Below are 18,589 nucleotides of genomic sequence, written 5' to 3' on the forward strand. Positions count from 1 at the left end.
TCCAACCCTAGTTTTCAAGGGGTAATGTAGTAAAAACCACAACATTTTACCCAGCGGACAGATTCAAGTGGTGTGCCTTCAATGCCATCAGTACGATAGGCCACCGTGTCAAAAGCCCGCTGCTGTCGCCAGCCGGCTGCCTCATCGACCCAAGGACATATACCCATGGACCGTGTGCGAAACCTCCTGGAGCAGATCCAGGGACGCCTCGAAGAGCTGAACAAGGCCGAACGCAAAGTCGCCGAAGTCATCCTGCTCAACCCCCAGCAAGCCACCCGCTTCAGCATTGCCGCCCTGGCCCAGGCCGCCAAGGTCAGCGAGCCGACCGTCAACCGCTTCTGCCGCTCGTTCGGCGTCAGCGGCTACCCCGAGCTCAAGCTGCAGCTGGCGCAAAGCCTGGCCAGCGGTGCCGCCTATGTCAGCCGGGCGGTGGAAGCCGACGACGATCCGGCCTCCTATACCCAGAAAATCTTCGGAAGCGCCATCGCCTCGTTGGACAGCGCCTGCCAGCAACTCGATCCACAATTGATCAGCCGTGCGGTCGACATGCTGATCCAGGCCCGCCAGATCCACTTCTTCGGCCTCGGCGCCTCGGCCCCGGTGGCCCTGGATGCCCAGCACAAGTTCTTCCGCTTCAACCTCGCGGTGTCCGCGCACGCCGATGTGCTGATGCAGCGCATGCTGGCCTCGGTCGCCCACACCGGCGAGCTGTTCGTGATCATCTCCTACACCGGCCGTACCCGCGAACTGGTCGAGGTGGCACGCCTGGCCCGGGAAAACGGCGCATCGGTACTCGGCCTGACCGCAGCCGACTCGCCCCTGGCCAAGGCCTGCAGCCTTAGCCTGAACATCCCGCTGCCCGAAGACACCGACATCTATATGCCGATGACTTCGCGCATAATCCAGCTGACCGTACTCGACGTACTGGCCACCGGCATGACCCTGCGCCGCGGCGTCGACTTCCAGCCGCACCTGCGCAAGATCAAGGAAAGCCTCAACGCCAGCCGTTATCCGATCGACGACGACCTCAACTGAGCAGGTGCGCCTGCAATCGCAGGTGTGCCTGTTCACCCGGCGCCAGGCTCAGGCTGTCACTGCTGCCGCTGGCCGCCTCGACACAAACGAACCCCAAGGTTTCACTGCCGCTGACGCCCATCAAGGGTCGGCTGCCCGGATGCCAGACCACGGTGTCCTCGCTGTCACCGGTATCGATGCACAGTTGACGTTGCCAGGCCGGGTCGTGCAGTTGCACGGTCGCCGCATTGGGGAACACCCGCTGACAGCCACCGTGAACCTTGAGCGCACCTTTCTGGCGACAGGCCTGCCGGTTCAATCGGTCGTACCCCTCAATGTTTTCGAGCCCAGATAGCGCTATCTCAGCAACGTCACTAATACGCCAGTAAGCCAGCAGAGCATGACTCAACTGACAAGGTTGGCTGTCTTGATGTTCGGTACTGAGCCGCAGCTCCATGCGCTGCCCCAGCCGCGCCGTAAGGTCCACTTGCCAGTCCCACAGCTGCAGGCGCCATTTGAGGGTCACGCCCTCTTCGTCTTCGCTGCTGTCGATCAGCTTCCAGTCGAGCAGGCGGGCCCAGCCGTGGGCCGGCCACATGTCTTCGCTGGGATGGCGACCATACCAGGGCCAGCACACCGGCACGCCGCCGCGAATGGCACCGACCTGCGGCCACTGCGCCGCACACCAGAGCCACGGGCGCTCGCCGGTGGGCTGAAAGTGCAGCAACTGCGCGCCTTGGCGACTGAAGGCCGCCTGGCATTGGGGGTGATCGATGATCAGCACATCACGCTGCTGATAACGCTCCCACTCGAAAGTCGGCCTGGGCCTTTGCGAGGTGAAGAAGCGATGTAGCGGGTGCTCGGGCATGACGTGGAAACTCTTGTTGTTAGTGAGGGCCTCATCGCTGGCAAGCCCGATCCCACAGCCTTCGTGGAAGCTGGCTTGCCAGCGATTGGCGGCTTGTCGGCCGCAATATGGCGTAAATTTACAACATATTGCCTCAGAACGACGACTGAATCTTCAAGCCTGCGACCAGCGCGTTGTCCACCTCGTCCACGCCACCCGGGCGCTTGACGTACTGCAGGTTGGGTCGCACGGTCAGCCAGTTGGTCACGTGGAAGCCGTAATAGAGCTCGGCGTTGTACTCGGTTTCCTGGATCGGGACAAAGTTCGGGTTGTCGTAGTCATTGATGCCGCTCTGCTGATTGAGCAGTTCGGCCCGGTCCTTGACGTCATCGTTGACGTGAATGCGGGCCACGCCAAAGCCGATGTCATCCTTGGGCCGCGAATCGAAGGCGCCCTTGTAGACCATCCCCACCTGCTGGTAGTTGTCGACCACATTGGTGGCCTTGTCGTGCACGGTGAAGTTGGCAAACAGGCTGAGGCCACGGCTGGCATCGCCGTTGTGCGCGGTCACCTGCTGCTGGGCGACAACCCACCAGCCATGCTTGCTGGAATGCGACTTGAAGTCGTTGCCCGTAATGGCCTGGGGCTGACCGTTGACGTCGTCGAACACATCGTCGGCCTTTGCGGTGCTGTAGTAGTAGCCCAGGCGGTACTCGCCCGGCAGCGCGTTGACCTTGGGCGACCACACCAGTTCCACCGGCAGGATCATGCCCTTGGTACCGCTGCCACTGAGCTTGAAGCCGTTGCCGGTCTCAAGGTTCGAGGGGTTCTGCTCGTACACGCCGACCTGGGCAAAGAACTCAGGCGCAAGGTTGTATTTGACCCGCAGCGCCCACTGGCTCACGGGCCAGTTGTACCAGATGCCACCCACCCAGTTGCCCACCTGGGAGCCGCAGAACGCCAGGTTCTGGAAGTCGCAGGGAAAGCTGTTGAAGTCTTCGCCCTCGCCGAAGCGGCCGAATTTGACGTCCAGCGCTCCATCGAAGTATTGCTGCTTGATCCACATCTGGGTCAGGCGCCAGGTCTGGCCACGCCCCCACACTTCCTGAACCGAACTGAACTGGCCGGCACGCGGGTCGCTGATGCGGTCGTTGGACAGGTTGCGCCCGCTACGCTCGGTGATCGCCAGCTTGAACTCGGTGTCATGCCAACCGAGGATCTTTTCCAGGTCCAGGTGCGCACCAAGGGCGAACTGGTCGCTGTAGCGCGCGGTCTTGTCGTCGTTGTAGCCGCCATCGAGGTTGCCGGCCACTTCACCGACGTAGTCCAGGGTGAAGTCGTAGCCCTTCTCCAGCAGCTCGGTGCGGGTACCGCCCCAGTCGCCGCTCATCCATTTCGACTCCGGGGCAAAGGCGCCGGCTGCCTGCGCCCCACCACTAGCCCCCAGGGCCACCAGCAGGGTCAGCGAGCCCAGCGGCAAAATGTGCTTGAAGTGATCCATCCCTTGTTTCCTCGTTTTATTGTTCTCGATGGGTTTGCGATCTACAACGAATTCAGCGGCCCTTGAACTGGGCGACGTTGTCTTTCCCTGCCCGCTGCGGCTCGACCTTCACGCCCAGGCGCTCGCCCGTGGCTGCATCGAACAACAGCACCCGCGCCGGATCGAACTGCAGGTTAAGGATGTCACCGACCCGGGTGGGTACATCCGGCGCCAGCCGGCAGCACACCTTGGTCTGGTTGAGGGTGACGAACACCAGCAAGTCGGGGCCGGTGGGTTCGGTGATCTGCACCTCGGCGCGAATGCCCGGCAGGCCATTGGCCTGGGCCGGCGCCAGGGCAATCTGCTCGGGGCGAATGCCGAGGATCACGTCACGCTCCTCAAGGCCCGCATCACTGATCCCCAAGGGTAGTTCGCATCGGGCCTGGCCACTGTCGAGCAACGCCTGCAGGCGGCCCTCCTTGCGCTGCAGACGCAGGGGAATGAAGTTCATCGGTGGCGAGCCGATGAAGCTGGCGACAAACAGGTTGGCCGGATCGTTGTAGATCTGTTGCGGGGTTCCAAACTGCTGGATCAGGCCATCCTTCATGACCGCCACCTTGTCGCCCAGGGTCATGGCTTCGATCTGGTCGTGAGTGACATACACCGTGGTGGTCTTCAGGCGCTGGTGCATCAGCTTGATCTCGGTGCGCATCTCCACCCGCAACTTGGCGTCGAGATTGGACAGCGGCTCGTCGAACAGGTAGATCTTCGGGCGCCGCGCCAGTGCCCGGCCCATGGCCACCCGCTGTTGCTGGCCGCCGGAAAGCTGGCCGGGCTTGCGCTTGAGCAGGTGCTCGATCTGCAGCAGCTTGGACACCCGCGCCACTTCTTCGTCGATGGCCGCCGTCGGCATCTTGCGCATCTTCAGGCCAAAAGCGATGTTGTCGCGCACATTCATGGTCGGGTACAGCGCGTACGACTGGAACACCATGGCGATGTCCCTGTCCTTGGGGCTCATTGCGCTGATGTCGGCGTTGTCCACCAGGATCGCACCGCCGCTGATCTGTTCGAGCCCTGCAATGCAGTTCATCAGGGTCGATTTGCCACAGCCGGAAGGTCCCACGAGAATCAGGAACTCTCCCGAATCAATCGACAGGTCGATGTGCTTCAGGGTATCCGGCAGACCGCTGCCGTAGGTCTTGTTGACGTTGCGCAGTTCAAGCGTTGCCATTGTGATTCACCCCTTGACCGCGCCGGCCGTGAGCCCGCGCAGGAAATACTTGCCAGCCAGCACATAGACCAACAGGGTCGGTAACCCGGCGATCATCGCCGCCGCCATGTCGACGTTGTATTCCTTGACCCCGGTGCTGGTGTTGACCAGGTTGTTCAGGGCCACGGTGATCGGCTGGGCATCGCCACTGGCGAAGACCACACCGAAGAGAAAGTCGTTCCAGATCTGGGTGAACTGCCAGATCAGGCAGACCATGATGATCGGTACCGACATCGGCAGCAGGATCCGCCCGAAGATGGTGAAGAACCCCGCCCCATCCAGCCGCGCCGCCCGCACCAGGGCGTCCGGCACGCTGCTGTAGTAGTTGCGAAAAAACAGCGTGGTGAAGGCCAGTCCATAGACGATGTGCACCAGCACCAGCCCCGTGGTGGTACTGGCCAGTCCCAGCTTGCCGAGGGTGAAGCTGGCCGGCAGCAGCACGGTCTGGAACGGCAGGAAGCAGCCGAACAGCAACAACCCGAAGAACAGCTGCGAGCCCCGAAAGCGCCACATCGACAATACATAGCCGTTCAAGGCGCCCAGCAGGGTCGAGATCACCACCGCCGGCACGGTGATCTTCACCGAGTTCCAGAAGTAGCCACCGACGATGTCCCAGGCCTTGATCCAGCCGATGCCTGTGATCATCTGCGGCCAGCTCAACAGGTTGCCGGTGCGGATGTCGTCCGGCGACTTGAAGCTGGTCAGCAGCATCACGATCAGCGGAATCAGGTACAGCGCGCAGGCCAGCAGCAGCGTCGAGTAGATCGCCAGGCGGCTGAAGGAGAATGAACGGGGAGCCAGGGATCTAGTCATGGCGCTTGTTCCTCAGTTCCGAATACAGGTAAGGCACCAGGATCGACAGGATCGCGCCAAGCATCAGGATCGCGCTGGCCGAACCCATGCCCATCTGCCCACGGCTGAAGGTGAAGGAGTACATGAACATCGCAGGCAGGTCCGAGGCGTAGCCTGGTCCACCGGCAGTCATGGCCGCGACCAGGTCGAAACTCTTGATGGCGATGTGGGCGAGGATCATCAGCGCGCTGAAAAACACCGGGCGAAGGCTGGGCAACACAATGCGCAGGTAGATGCTCGGCAGGCTCGCACCATCGACTTGCGCTGCGCGGATGATCGACTGATCGACGCTGCGCAGCCCGGCCAGGAACAGCGCCATGACAAAGCCCGAGGCCTGCCACACCGCAGCAATCACCAGGCAGTAGACGACCCGGTCCGGGTCCACCAGCCAGTCCAGGCGAAAGCCCTCCCAACCCCAGTCGCGCAGCATCTTGTCCAGGCCCAGGCCAGGGTTGAGCAGCCATTTCCAGGCGGTGCCGGTGACGATCATCGACAGCGCCATGGGGTACAGGTAGACGGTACGGATAAAGCCTTCGCGGCGAATGCGCTGGTCGAGCAGCACTGCCAGCAGTACACCGATCACCAGGCTGATGGCGATGAACAGGCCGCCGAACAGCAGCAGGTTCTTGCTCGCTACCCACCAGCGGTCGTTTTCCATCAGCCGCGCGTACTGCGCCAGGCCTACCCACTTGTAGCTGGGCATGAAGCTTGAATTGGTGAACGACAGGACGAAGGTCCAGAGGATGTAGCCGTAGAAGCCCACCAGGACGATCAGCATGCTCGGCGCCAGCACCAGTTTGGGCAGCCAGCGTTGCAGGGCGTCGAAGGGCGAGGCCTTGTTGAGGATCGCAACAGTGCTCATCAGGAGTTCTCGTGTGGGGGCAATCGCGGGGCAAGCCCGCGCCTACAGGGGGACCATGACGGTGGGGTAGAGGCCGCGAAGCCCAACCCCACGGATTCAGCCCATCACTTGGCCGACTTGATCGCCGAATTCAGCTGCTTGACCGCCTTCGCTGGGTCCGCTTTGGGATCGTTGAGGAAGTTGGTCACCACATCGAAAATCGCCCCCTGAACCGCCAGGGAGGTGGCCATGTTGTGGGCCATGCTCGGCTGCAGGCCGTCGCCTTTCTCGGCTTCCTTGAAGTCCACGGCCGACTTCTGGGTGCAGGCGTCGAACTGGCTCATGTCCATATCCTGGCGCACCGGCAGCGAGCCCTTGTTCTGGTTGAACACGGTCTGGAACTGCGGCTCCAGGGCGACCTTGGCCAGGTCGTTCTGGGCCTTGATGTCATTGGCGTTCTTGAGCTTGAACATCGCCAGCGAGTCGATGTTGTAGGCGAAGCTGCCCTGGGTGCCGGGGAACGCCACGCATTGATAATCCTTGCCCGCGACCTTGCCGGCTGCGGTCCACTCGCTCTTGGCCCAGTCGCCCATGATCTGCATGCCGGCCTTGCCGTTGATGACCTCGGCAGCGGCAATGTTCCAGTCACGCCCGGCGCGGTTTGGGTCCATGTAGGTACCCAGGCGCTGCAGGGTCTTGAACACCTCGACCATCTTCGCGCCGGTCAAGGTAGCCTCGTCCAGATCGACGAAGGCGGCGTGATAGCCCTTGGGCCCGAGGATGCTCAGGGTCAGGTCCTCGAACACGGTGCTGTCCTGCCAGGGCTGGCCACCATGGGCCAGGGGCGTGAAGCCTGCGGCCTTGAGCTTGTCGGCGGCAGCGAAGAGCTCGTCCAGGGTGGTCGGCACCTTGGCCCCGGCCTTTTCGAACACCTCGGGGTTGATCCACAGCCAGTTGACCCGGTGGATGTTCACCGGCACGGCCACGTAGTGACCGTCGTACTTCATGATCTCGGCCACCTTCCCGGGCAGCAGCGCATCCCAGTTGTTGGCGCTGGACACCTCGTCGAGCTCGGTCAGCAAGCCCAGTGCGCCCCACTCCTGGATGTCCGGGCCCTTGATCTGCGCCGCGGCCGGTGGATTGCCGGAGATGGCACGGGTCTTGAGCACGGTCATGGCAGCGGCACCGCCGCCGCCGGCCACGGCGTTGTCCTTCCAGACGAAACCGTCTTTCTGCACCTGTGCCTTGAGCGTTTCGACGGCCTTGGCTTCGCCACCGGAGGTCCACCAGTGCAGCACTTCAACCGTTCCGGCATCGGCAGCGACAGCGCCCAGGGGCAACAACGAGGCGAAGGAAATGACAGCGGCGAGGCGATGGATCGCATTCATGTGAGGGAACCTTTTCTTGTTGTTATGCAGGTGCAAGTCATCCTGCTTGCGCTTGCATCGGAGTCTAAACAGCGGCTGGCCAAGGCGACGTAACGAAGGGATGCGCGAATGTCACCAACTGGTGACATTGGCCGTGCCAGCGATTCACTCACTGCTGCGCGGCAAGCTCAAGGTCACCCGCAAGCCGCCCTCGCGCAGGTTGCGCATGCTCACTTCACCGCCATGGCTATGGGCGATATTGCGCGCAATCCCCAAGCCCAGCCCGTAGCCCTGTTGCTGCCCGGCCAGGCGAAAATGCGGTTCGAACACCTGCTCCAGGCGTTGCTCGGGTACGCCGGGGCCCTCGTCGTCGACCTGCAGTACGAACCCGCTGTCAGTGTCGATCACCCGCAGGTGCGCACGCTCGCCGTACTTCAATGCGTTGTCGATAAGGTTGCCCATGCAGCGCTTGAGCGCCAGCGGCTTGCCCGGATAGGACGCAATGGCTCGCCCCTCCAGGGTGATCCGGCCGCTGCTCAGGTACGGCTCGACCAGGCACTCCAGCACCTGGTTCAGGTCGATGCGTTCGATGTTCTCGTGGATGTCGGTGTCTTTCACGCATTGCAGGGCACCCTTGACCAGCATTTCCAGCTCGTCCAGGTCGCGGCTGAATTTAGCCTGTACGGCCTCGTCATCGAGCAGCTCGACCCGCAGGCGCAAGCGGGTGATCGGTGTGCGCAAGTCATGGGAAATGGCGCTGAACAACTGGCTGCGCTCGGTCAGGTAGCGGCTGATGCGCTCGCGCATGGCATTGAAGGCACGGGCCACCTCCTCCACCTCGCTGCCACCGCCTTCGGTGACCGGCTCGACCTCGGCGCCCAGCGACATCTCCCGCGCGGCCAGGGCCAGGCGCTTGAGCGGACGACTCTGCCAGTGCACCAGCAAGCCGATGAACAGCAGCAGGAAGGAGCTGGTCAGCAGAATGAACCACACCTGCTGGGCCGGCAGCTCCTGCTCTTCCAGGCTGGTGTAGGGTTCGGGCAGCAGCGAGGCGATGTAGAGCCACTCGCCTTCGCCCAGGTGAATCTGCATCACCAGCACCGGCGGATTGATCGGCTCCAGGGTCAAGGCATAGTGCGCCCAGGAGCGTGGCAGTTCATCGAGCTTCAGGCCGCTGTTGAAGATACGCAGGTCCTGCGGGCTGACGAACTTCACCGAGATTTCCAGCTGCTGGCCCAGGCGCTGGTGCAGCACTTCGTCGACGGCATTGATCACTGCCTGCTTGCGCGGCGTAGACGGCAGTTCCTGCATCTGCAGGGGTTTGTCATTGAGCGAGACTACAAAGCGCGTGCCGCCCATGTTGCGCAACTGGTCCAGCACCATGGGCCGATAGGCCACGGGCAGCGAGCGAAAGTAACTGACGCTGGCGCTCATCGAATGGGCCAGGCTGCGGGCACTGGCTACCAGTCCTTCCAGTTGACTGGCGCGCAGCTGCGACAGCCAGATCAGGCTCGACAAACCCTGGGCCAGCAGCACCACCAGCAAGGTCAACAGCAGCATGCGCCCCAGCAGCGAACGCGGCAGTGGCAGGCGCCGGCGCCGCTCAGTGCGCGGGCGCAACGCTGGCCGCCAGCAGATAGCCGCTGCCGCGAATGGTGCGGATCAGCCGTGGCGGCTTTTCGGTGTCGCGCAGGCGCTGACGCAAGCGGCTGACGGCCATGTCGACGATACGGTCCAGGGGCATCGGCTCGCGCCCGCGAGTGGCGTTGCCGATGGTGTCACGGTCGAGGATCTGCTGCGGGTTATCGAGAAACAGCTTGAGCAAGGCGAAGTCGGCGCCAGAGAGAATCACCTCTTCGCCGTCGCGGTGAAACAAGCGGTGGCTGATGGTATCCAGGCGCCACTCGTCAAACACCAGTACATCACCCCCGTTGCGCTCCTGGCCGAACCCGGCGCGGCGCAGCAAGGCCTTGATGCGCGCCAGCAGCTCGCGCGGGCTGAAGGGCTTGCCCAGGTAGTCGTCGGCCCCCAACTCAAGGCCAATCACCCGGTCGGCTTCATCGGAGCTGGCGGTCAGCATGATGATCGGCACCTGGGCCAGGCGCCCGTGCTGACGCACCCAGCGACAGAGGCTGAAGCCGTCTTCGTCGGGCAGCATTACATCGAGGATCACCAGGTCCCACTCGCCGCCATCCAGGGCCTGGCGAAAGCTGCGCCCGTCGGCTGCGGCGCTGACCTGGAAACCGGCACGGCTGAGGTAGGCGTGCAACAGCTCGCGAATCTCCTGATCGTCGTCGACCATCAGTATCGACTTACTCACGCGTTGACTCCCGGCTGGTCAATGTAGGAGCGGGCTTGCCCCGCGAAAGCGATCTGAGCGTCAAGCCGCGTCACCGGGCAAACCCGCCCCCGCCAAGGCAACGCCTGCCCCGAGCAACCCGGAGAATTCGGCCGTCACCAGCCACACCGGCACCCCCTTGAAGTAACCGCTCATGCAGCCCTTGTCGGCAAAGCTTTCGGCAAACCCGCTGCGCAAAAACAGTTCGGCAAACCGCGGAATCACACCGCCAACGATGTACACCCCACCGCGCCCACCCAAGGTAAGCACATTGTTGCCCGCCACGCGGCCCAGAAAGCGGCAGAACTGCTCGATCACCGCCAGCGCCACCGGCTCGCCGGCCAGGGCGGCATCGGTGATCGCCGCCGGGCCCTGCAAGGTTGCCGGCTGCCCGTCCAGTGCGCAGATGGCCTGGTAGAGGCGCAACAGGCCACCACCACTGAGCACGGTCTCGGCGCTGACATGGCCAGTCTCACGGGCAATCTGTTGATGGATCTGCGCCTCGCGCGGCGTGCTCACCGGCAGGTCGACATGCCCGCCCTCGCCGGGCAAGGCCATCCAGCGCCCGTCGCCCAGCGCCAGCAGCGTACCCACGCCCAGCCCCGTACCGGCGCCGATCACCACCGCCGGCCGGCCGCTTTCGGCAACCCCGGCACACACCTCGCGGCGCTCACCGGCCTGCAATCGGGTCATGCCCAGGGCCATGGCGGTGAAGTCGTTGATCAACAGCAGGTGCTTGACCTGCAGGGTCTGGCAGAACGCCTGGCGACTGAGTCGCCAGTGATTATTGGTAAAGCGGAACTCGTCACCGCCCACTGGCCCCGCCACGGCCAGGCAAACGGCATCGAGCTCGCCCTTGGCCAGGCCCCGGGCCGCCAGGTAGGCGCCGATGGCCTGTTCCGGGCTGGTGTAGTCGGCCGTGGCGAACACCTGTACCGAGTGCATGGCGTCGTTTTCCCAGAGGGCAAAGCGGGCGTTGGTCCCGCCGATATCACCGACCAGGGCACGCGTCATTTGAGGGTCTCCAGGGCCGAGGTAAAGGCGCTGGCGCCTTGCTCGGCCGGGCTCAGCGCCATACGCATGAAGCCGAACAGTTCCCGGCCACAGCCCAGGTCGTTGCCGGTGGGCGCGGCGGGGATATCGCGGTCGGCCAACACTGCAGCGTCGAGCTTCACCGACAAGGTGCCGGCAACCCCATCGACGCGCACGATATCGCCATCGCGCACCCGCGCCAGCGGCCCGCCATCGAAGGCTTCCGGACACACGTGAATGGCCGCCGGAATCTTCCCGGAGGCGCCCGACATGCGCCCATCGGTCACCAGCGCCACCTTGAAGCCACGGTCCTGCAGAACGCCCAGGAACGGGGTCATCTTGTGCAGTTCAGGCATGCCGTTGCAGCGCGGGCCCTGGAAGCGCATCACCGCAACGAAATCACATTCCAGCTCACCCGCCTGGAAGGCATCCGCCAGTGCCTGCTGGTCGTGGAAGACCCGCGCTGGGGCTTCCACCACCTGGTGCTCGGGAGCCACGGCAGACACCTTCATCACCCCGCGGCCAAGGTTGCCTTCCATCACCCGCAGCCCACCCTCAGGCGAAAACGGCCGCGCCACGGGGCGCAGAATGGCTTCATCGAGGCTCGCGCGGGGGCCTTCGCGCCACACCAGCTTGCCTGCGTCCAGGAAGGGCTCCTGGGTGTAACGGCGCAGGCCGTGACCGGCCACGGTGTTGACATCTTCATGCAGCAACCCGGCATCGAGCAGCTCTCGAATCAGGAAGGCCATGCCTCCGGCCGCCTGGAAGTGGTTGATGTCGGCCTTGCCGTTCGGATACACGTGGGACAGGGTCGGCACCACCTCGGACAGCTCGGCCATGTCCTGCCAGGTGAGCTGGATGCCGGCGGCCTGGGCGATCGCCGGCATGTGCAGGGTATGGTTGGTCGAACCACCGGTGGCGTGCAGGGCCACGATTGAGTTGACCAACGACTTCTCATCGACGATCTCGCCCAGCGGCATGAAATCGCCGCTGGCCTTGGTCATGCGCGTGACCTGCTGCGCCGCCTCGATGGTCAGGGCGTCGCGCAGCGGCGTATACGGGTTGACGAACGATGCCCCCGGCAGGTGCAGGCCCATCACTTCCATCAGCAACTGGTTGGTGTTGGCGGTGCCATAAAAAGTGCAGGTGCCCGGGCTGTGGTAAGACTTCATTTCCGACTCCAGCAGCTCTTCGCGGCTGGCCTTGCCCTCGGCGTAGCGCTGGCGCACGTCGGCTTTTTCCTTGTTGGAGATACCCGAGGGCATCGGCCCGCCCGGCACGAAGATCGTCGGCAGGTGGCCAAAGCGCAGCGCCCCCATCAACAGGCCGGGCACGATCTTGTCGCAGATCCCCAGCATCAGCGCGGCATCGAACATGTTGTGCGACAGGGCAATGGCCGTGGACATCGCGATCACTTCGCGACTGGCAATGCCCAGTTCCATGCCCGGTTCGCCCTGGGTGACGCCGTCACACATGGCCGGCACACCGCCGGCGAACTGACCGACCGAACCAATGTCGCGCAGCGCCTGCTTGATCTGTTCGGGGTAGTGCTCGTAGGGCTGGTGGGCCGAGAGCATGTCGTTGTAGGCCGAGACGATGGCGACGTTGGCCGCGTTCATCATCCGCAGGCTGTTTTTGTCCTGGGTGCCACAGCCAGCCACACCGTGGGCGAAGTTGGCGCATTGCAGCTTGGCGCGCATCGGCCCGTCGCTGGCAGCGCCGCGTATCAACTGCAAGTAGCGTTCGCGGGTGGGGCGACTGCGGTCGATCAGCCGTTGGGTGACCTCAAGAATGCGCGGATGCATGTACTGGACTCCAGGCTATCGGTGATTGCGACCTCTGCGGCCGTTTCCCTTATCAGCAATCGCCACCTAGGCTCAAAGGCAGGGGCGAGTGGTGTGGGAGGGACGGCTTGGCCGATCGCTCGTTGTAGATTGAACAAAATACTGCCAGCAAAAAGGCTTGTTTTCTATTTTTTTACGAATAATCTTGTAATTCCAACAACAAAATCAGATGCAGTGAAGCAATTCTTCATTCGCCACGGGCTTCACCCGGTCTGCCAGAGGTAGCTCCATGACCCTTCGTATCGCAATCAATGGCTTTGGCCGCATTGGCCGCAACATCCTTCGCGCACTCTATACCCAAGGCTACCGCCAGGACCTGCAGGTCGTCGCGATCAACGACCTGGGTGACAGCGCGATCAATGCCCATCTGCTCAAGTACGACAGCGTCCATGGCATCTTTGCTGCCGACGTCGAATCCGATCATGAAAGCCTGACCGTCAATGGCGACCGCATTGCCGTGAGCGCCATCCGCAACCCGGCTGAGCTGCCGTGGAAGGCCGAAGCCATTGATGTAGTGTTCGAATGCACCGGGCTGTTCACCGACCGGGCCAAGGCAGCCGCCCATCTTACTGCCGGCGCGGGCAAAGTCATTATCTCGGCACCGGCCAGAGGCGCCGATGCGACCATCGTGTATGGGGTCAACCACGATATCCTGCGCGCTTCGCACCAGATCATCTCGGCGGCCTCCTGCACCACCAACTGCCTGGCGCCACTGGCCCAGGTGCTGCACCGCGAACTGGGCATCGAGCAAGGGCTGATGACCACCATCCACGCCTACACCAATGACCAGAGCCTGACCGACGCCTACCACAGCGACCCCTTCCGGGCCCGCTCGGCCACCCAGTCGATGATCCCTAGCAAGACCGGCGCGGCCGAGGCCGTGGGCCTGGTGCTGCCGGAGCTGGCCGGCAAATTGACCGGCATGGCGGTGCGCGTGCCGGTGATCAACGTGTCGCTGGTGGACCTCACCGTCAACCTTGCGCGCGAGACCACGGCCGACGAGGTCAACGCCTTGTTCAAGGAGGCCAGCCGGCATTCCAGGGTGCTGGGCTACAACAGACTGCCGCTGGTGTCGTGCGACTTCAACCACAACCCGCTGTCATCTATTTTCGACGCCAACCACACCCGTACCAGCGGCCGGATGCTCAAGGTACTGGCCTGGTACGACAACGAATGGGGCTTCTCCAACCGCATGCTGGATAACTGCCTGGCACTGTGCAGCGCCCGCTAGGCCGGGTTTGCTCTAGGAGCGGGCTTGCCCCGCGACAGGCCAGTACAACCAGCGCTTCTGTGTTGCCTGGATAGCCCTGTCGCGGGTCAAGCCCGCTCCAACGCGGTACTCCGGGCTTGACCTGGGCACAGATGATAAGCATTATCATTCGCTTCGCATTGCCCGGGTATCGCTGTGAGCCAGTCCCAGTTCAACACTGTATTCCTTGCCCAGCGGGTCAGCCTGCTGCGAACCCTGCAGCGCATGGTCGATAACCCGAGCACCGCCGAAGACCTGCTGCAGGAGACCTACCTGCGGGTCACGCGCGCCCTCGGCGAGCGGCCCATCGAGCATCTCGAGCCTTTCGTTTTCCAGACCGCCCGCAACCTGGCCCTGGACCACTTGCGCGCGCGCCGGGCCCAGGCCCGCAATCTGGTCGATGATGTCCCCGATCAAATCCTGCACAACGTTGCCGCCCCCAGCAGCAGCGCCGAAGACGCCGCCCATGCAGAGCAGCTGCTCAAGCGCCTGAGTGTCAGCCTGGGTCAGTTGACCCCGCGCCAGCAGCGCATTTTCATCCTCAGCCGACTGCATGGCGCCAGCTACCTGGAAATCGCCGAACAGCTCAACGTTTCCGCCAGCACGGTTCAGAAGGAACTGAAACTGATCATGGCCATCTGTGTTGGCGTCGCCAATCGCCTTAACCGCGACTGACGGTGGCTTGCCAGCCGTGCCGTAACACTTGATCATTAAAAACAATTACAAGACCACCCAGGATTCTCCGTGACCGATAGCGCCCCTCATCGCCCTTCGCCGCCAGATTCGGCTGCCTGCGACAGTGCCATGGACCAGGCCCTGGACTGGTTGATTCGCCTGCAATGCGCCACGCCCGAAGACACGCTCGCCTTCGAAGCCTGGCTGGAGGCCGATCCGGCCAACGCACAGGCGTATGTCGAGGCCGAGGCCCTGTGGCAGGGCGATACCCTGCGCCAGGCCGCCAGCCAGATTGCCCAGGCCAGCCGCCCTTCGCGCCTGGCCCGCCTGCGTCCTCACTGGAAGCCGCTGTCGGCCGCCGCCGTGTTGCTGATCGGGGTGTTTACCGTCGGCAATGTGCCGATGCGCCTGCAGGCCGATCACCTGACCGTGGTCGGTGAGCGCCAACGCCTGCAACTCGAAGACGGCTCCAAGGTGTTGCTCAACACCAACTCGGCGTTTTCCAGCGATATCGACAACCGCCAGCGTGTCGCCCGTCTCTATCAGGGCGAGGCGTTCTTCGAAGTGCCCGCCGGTACGGCCCAGCCGCTTGAACTGCAGGCCGGCCCCATGCGCGCCAGCGTGCGCGACAGCGACTTTGCCGTGCGCTACCTCAACGGCGAGGCCCAGGTTCGCGTCCAGCGTGGCGATGTCGATCTACGCGCAAGCAGCGACCAGCACATCCGCCTGTCCAGCGGCGACAGCATCCGCATCGGCCCGAACGGCTTTGGCCAGCGCGAACGGGTCGATACCCAAAAAGACCTGGCCTGGGTCCATGGCCGGCTGATTTTCGAAAACTGCCCGCTTGAACAGGTGCTGGCCGAGATTCGCCGCTATTACCCCGGCCTGATCATCTCGCGCAACGAGCGCCTGGAGCAGGTCGCGGTCACCGGCAACTACCGCCTCGACCAACCCATCGAGACCTTGCGCGCCCTGGCCCATATCACCTCGGCGCAACTGCACGAATTTCCCGCCGTGGTCATCATCAACTGACCTGAAACTATTTTTACGCGATTCCCTGAACCGAAACGTCTCGTTATAGCCAATGCAACTGATTCTTATTTTTGAGTCAGTGATACCTATAACTTCGCGCGACAGGGAGCGCTTTCGATGTCCACTGGTTCTACTCGTCGGTCTTCAGACACTTCACGTAAACCCGGCCTGCAGCGTTGCACGCTCTCCCTGCTGACTCTGGCCCTGCTGTCCAGCGGTGCCTGCAGCCTGCCGGCCCTGGCCGCCGAACCTGCCCAGGCCACTGCGCCACGCATGGGTGACTACCGTTTTGCCATTGCCCAGCAACCGCTGGTCTCGGCCCTCAATGCCTTCACTGCGGTCACCGGCTGGCAGGTCGGACTGTCTGCCGAACTGGCCGAAGGCGTGGCCTCGCCAGGCGTCCAAGGCTCGCTAAAGCCCGAGGCCGCGCTCAAGCGCCTGCTGGCCGGTACCGGCCTGAGCTACCGCACCCTGGGCAGCGGCAACGTGGTGATCGAGCGCAGCGCCTCCTCTGCCATCGCCCTGCAACAGATCACCGTCAGTGCCACCCGTAGCGCCCAGGACATCAGCCAGGTGCCAAGCACCGTCAGCGTGCACACCCGCGAGCAACTGGACCGCCAGAACGTCAACGACATCAAGGAACTGGTGCGCTACGAGCCCGGCGTCTCGGTCAGCGGTACCGGCCAGCGCAGCGGCCTGAACGGCTACAACATCCGTGGCATCGACGGTGAGCGGGTGCTGACCCAGATCGACGGCGTGTCGATACCCGACAGCTTCTTCTTCGGCCCCTACGCCCAGACCCAGCGCAACTACGTCGACCCTGAAATCGTCAAGCGCGTGGAAATCCTCCGTGGCCCGGCCTCGGTGCTGTACGGCAGCAACGCCATCGGCGGTGCGGTCAGCTACTTCACCCTCGACCCCGACGACATCATCAAGCCCGGCAAGGACGTCGGTGCACGGTTGAAAACCGGCTACAGCTCGGCGGACGAAAGCTGGCTGAACTCGGCGACCGTCGCCGGTCGCCAGGGCGACTTCGACGGCCTGCTGCACCTGAGCCAGCGCAATGGCCATGAGACCGAGTCCTACGGCAGCCACGGCGGCACCGGTCTCGAGCGTACCGAAGCCAACCCCGAAGACGTGCGCACCACCAACATCCTGGCCAAGGCCGGCTGGAACTACGCCGACGACTCGCGCCTGGCCTTCACCTACGAAAAATACAAGGATGACCGCGACCTGGACCAGAAGAGCGCCGTGGGCGGGCCGTTCATCCCCGGCTTCGGTGCCATGAACTCCTACCGCGACCGTACCGGCAACGACGTGGTTACCCGCGAGCGCTTCGGCATCAATCACGAATTCGCCCTGGGCAGCGTGCTGGCCGACAACATGAAGTGGAGCCTGAACTACCAGATCGGCAAGACCGACCAGCGTACCGATGAGATCTACTTCGCCTCCGGTCGCCAGGTCGCCCGTGACCGCAAGACCACCTACAAGGACCGCCAGTGGGTCTTCGACGCACAGCTGGACAAAGCCTTCAGCGTCGGCGAAACCGATCACCTGCTGACCTACGGCACCACACTCAAGAACGAGAAGGTCACAGGTTCACGCAGCGGTACCGGCACTTGCCTGAACGTCGGTGGAACGTGTCGCGCCATCGGCCAGGTCAGCGTCAACGACAGCCAGGCGCTGGTCAGCGACTTCCCGGACCCCACCGTCAACACCTACAGCCTGTTCGCCCAGGACGAGATCCGCTGGAACCAGTGGACCTTCCTGCCGGGCGTACGCTACGACTACACCCAGCTCAAGCCGCACATGACTGACGAGTTCTTGCGTGGCATCGGGGCGTCGAGCACCGACCCGGTCGACGAGGACGAGAAAACCTGGAACCGGGTATCGCCCAAGTTCGGCGTGACCTACGCCTTCAACGACAACTACACCTGGTACGGCCAGTACGCCGAAGGCTTCCGCACGCCAACCGCCAAGTCGCTCTATGGTCGCTTCGAGAACCCCGGCCTGGGCTACAGCGTGCGCGGCAATTCCGACCTTGAGCCGGAAAAGAGCAAAAGCTACGAGACCGGCCTGCGTGGCAACTTCGACGCCGGCAACTTCGACGTGGCGGTGTTCTACAACAAGTACCGCGACTTCATCAACGAAGACGCCGTGCAGGGCAGCAACCTGGGCCAGACCTTCGAAGCCAACAACATCAAGCACGCCACCATCAAGGGCGCCGAGTTCAAGGGTCGCCTGAACCTGGATCACTTCGGTGCCGCACAAGGCCTGTACACCCAGGGCTCGATCGCCTATGCCCGTGGCCGCAACGACGACACCGGCCAGCCGCTCAACAGCGTCAACCCGCTGACCGCCGTGATGGGCCTGGGCTATGAGCAAGAGCAGTACGGTGCATTGCTGAGCTGGACCCTGGTCAAGCGCAAGGACCGTGTCGACGACACCACCTTCTTCGCCCCCGACGGCACCAGCAAGCAGTTCCGCACGCCGGGCTACGGTGTGCTTGACCTGGCCGGTTTCTACAAGGTCACCGACGACCTCACCGTCAATGCCGGCCTGTACAACCTGACCGACAAGAAATACTGGCAGTGGGATGACGTGCGTGGCTACGACGGCCTGGGCGAGGCCGCTGTGACGTCGCCCGCCAATCTTGATCGCCTGACCATGCCGGGTCGCAATTTCGCCATCAACCTGGTCTGGGACATTTAATAGAAGCGTCGCGGGGCAGGCCCGCTCCTGTATGAG

Annotated in this window: 15 protein-coding genes; 5 read left to right on the forward strand and 10 right to left on the reverse strand. The window is 63.4% G+C overall.

The window, feature by feature from the left end:
• The first annotated feature begins 174 nt into the window (after nt 1-174).
• Nucleotides 175-1,035 (forward strand): DNA-binding transcriptional regulator HexR, encoded by an 861-nt coding sequence (hexR, locus tag NPS58_RS23765; protein ID WP_274118248.1) that lies wholly within the window; start codon nt 175-177, stop codon nt 1,033-1,035.
• Here the strand turns inward: hexR and NPS58_RS23770 are convergent.
• The 10 genes from NPS58_RS23770 to edd form a co-directional block, all read right to left on the reverse strand.
• Nucleotides 1,028-1,882, reverse strand: coding sequence for a D-hexose-6-phosphate mutarotase (locus NPS58_RS23770; protein WP_274117714.1), 855 nt, complete (start codon nt 1,880-1,882; stop codon nt 1,028-1,030). The genes hexR and NPS58_RS23770 overlap by 8 nt on opposite strands.
• A 133-nt stretch (nt 1,883-2,015) precedes the next feature.
• Complete coding sequence (locus NPS58_RS23775) at nt 2,016-3,362, reverse strand: carbohydrate porin (RefSeq protein ID WP_274117715.1); 1,347 nt, start codon at nt 3,360-3,362, stop codon at nt 2,016-2,018.
• 52 nt (nt 3,363-3,414) lie between these two features.
• Nucleotides 3,415-4,572: an ABC transporter ATP-binding protein gene (locus NPS58_RS23780; RefSeq protein WP_274117716.1), complete on the reverse strand. Its 1,158-nt coding sequence runs from the start codon at nt 4,570-4,572 to the stop codon at nt 3,415-3,417.
• 6 nt (nt 4,573-4,578) lie between these two features.
• The gene (locus tag NPS58_RS23785; RefSeq protein ID WP_274117717.1) at nt 4,579-5,424 is read right to left on the reverse strand and encodes a carbohydrate ABC transporter permease; all 846 of its coding nucleotides are present in this window, start codon (nt 5,422-5,424) and stop codon (nt 4,579-4,581) included.
• The gene (locus tag NPS58_RS23790; protein ID WP_274117718.1) at nt 5,417-6,325 is read right to left on the reverse strand and encodes a carbohydrate ABC transporter permease; all 909 of its coding nucleotides are present in this window, start codon (nt 6,323-6,325) and stop codon (nt 5,417-5,419) included. The genes NPS58_RS23785 and NPS58_RS23790 overlap by 8 nt, the downstream gene beginning before the upstream one ends.
• Before the next feature lie 104 nt (nt 6,326-6,429).
• Complete coding sequence (locus tag NPS58_RS23795; protein ID WP_274117719.1) at nt 6,430-7,692, reverse strand: ABC transporter substrate-binding protein; 1,263 nt, start codon at nt 7,690-7,692, stop codon at nt 6,430-6,432.
• 144 nt (nt 7,693-7,836) lie between these two features.
• Complete coding sequence (locus NPS58_RS23800) at nt 7,837-9,231, reverse strand: ATP-binding protein (protein WP_274118249.1); 1,395 nt, start codon at nt 9,229-9,231, stop codon at nt 7,837-7,839.
• Between the two features lie 43 nt (nt 9,232-9,274).
• Nucleotides 9,275-9,973, reverse strand: a complete 699-nt coding sequence (locus tag NPS58_RS23805; protein ID WP_274118250.1) for a response regulator — start codon at nt 9,971-9,973, stop codon at nt 9,275-9,277.
• 78 nt (nt 9,974-10,051) lie between these two features.
• Nucleotides 10,052-11,023, reverse strand: coding sequence for a glucokinase (locus tag NPS58_RS23810; RefSeq protein ID WP_274117720.1), 972 nt, complete (start codon nt 11,021-11,023; stop codon nt 10,052-10,054).
• Nucleotides 11,020-12,846, reverse strand: a complete 1,827-nt coding sequence (gene edd, locus NPS58_RS23815; protein ID WP_274117721.1) for a phosphogluconate dehydratase — start codon at nt 12,844-12,846, stop codon at nt 11,020-11,022. Before edd ends, NPS58_RS23810 begins: the two co-directional genes overlap by 4 nt.
• A gap of 268 nt (nt 12,847-13,114) precedes the next feature.
• Between edd and gap the strand changes: the two genes are divergently transcribed.
• The 4 genes from gap (at nt 13,115) to NPS58_RS23835 (ending at nt 18,553) form a co-directional block, all read left to right on the forward strand.
• Nucleotides 13,115-14,116, forward strand: coding sequence for a type I glyceraldehyde-3-phosphate dehydrogenase (gene gap, locus NPS58_RS23820; protein WP_274117722.1), 1,002 nt, complete (start codon nt 13,115-13,117; stop codon nt 14,114-14,116).
• Nucleotides 14,117-14,290: 174 nt separating this feature from the next.
• The gene (locus tag NPS58_RS23825) at nt 14,291-14,809 is read left to right on the forward strand and encodes an RNA polymerase sigma factor (RefSeq protein ID WP_274117723.1); all 519 of its coding nucleotides are present in this window, start codon (nt 14,291-14,293) and stop codon (nt 14,807-14,809) included.
• A gap of 69 nt (nt 14,810-14,878) precedes the next feature.
• Complete coding sequence (locus tag NPS58_RS23830; protein WP_274117724.1) at nt 14,879-15,841, forward strand: FecR family protein; 963 nt, start codon at nt 14,879-14,881, stop codon at nt 15,839-15,841.
• Nucleotides 15,842-15,958: 117 nt separating this feature from the next.
• On the forward strand, nt 15,959-18,553 hold the full coding sequence (locus tag NPS58_RS23835) for a TonB-dependent receptor (RefSeq protein ID WP_274117725.1): 2,595 nt from the start codon (nt 15,959-15,961) through the stop codon (nt 18,551-18,553).
• Nucleotides 18,554-18,589 lie beyond the last annotated feature (36 nt).

This window comes from Pseudomonas putida (assembly GCF_028682455.1).
GTDB lineage: Bacteria > Pseudomonadota > Gammaproteobacteria > Pseudomonadales > Pseudomonadaceae > Aquipseudomonas > Aquipseudomonas putida_AA.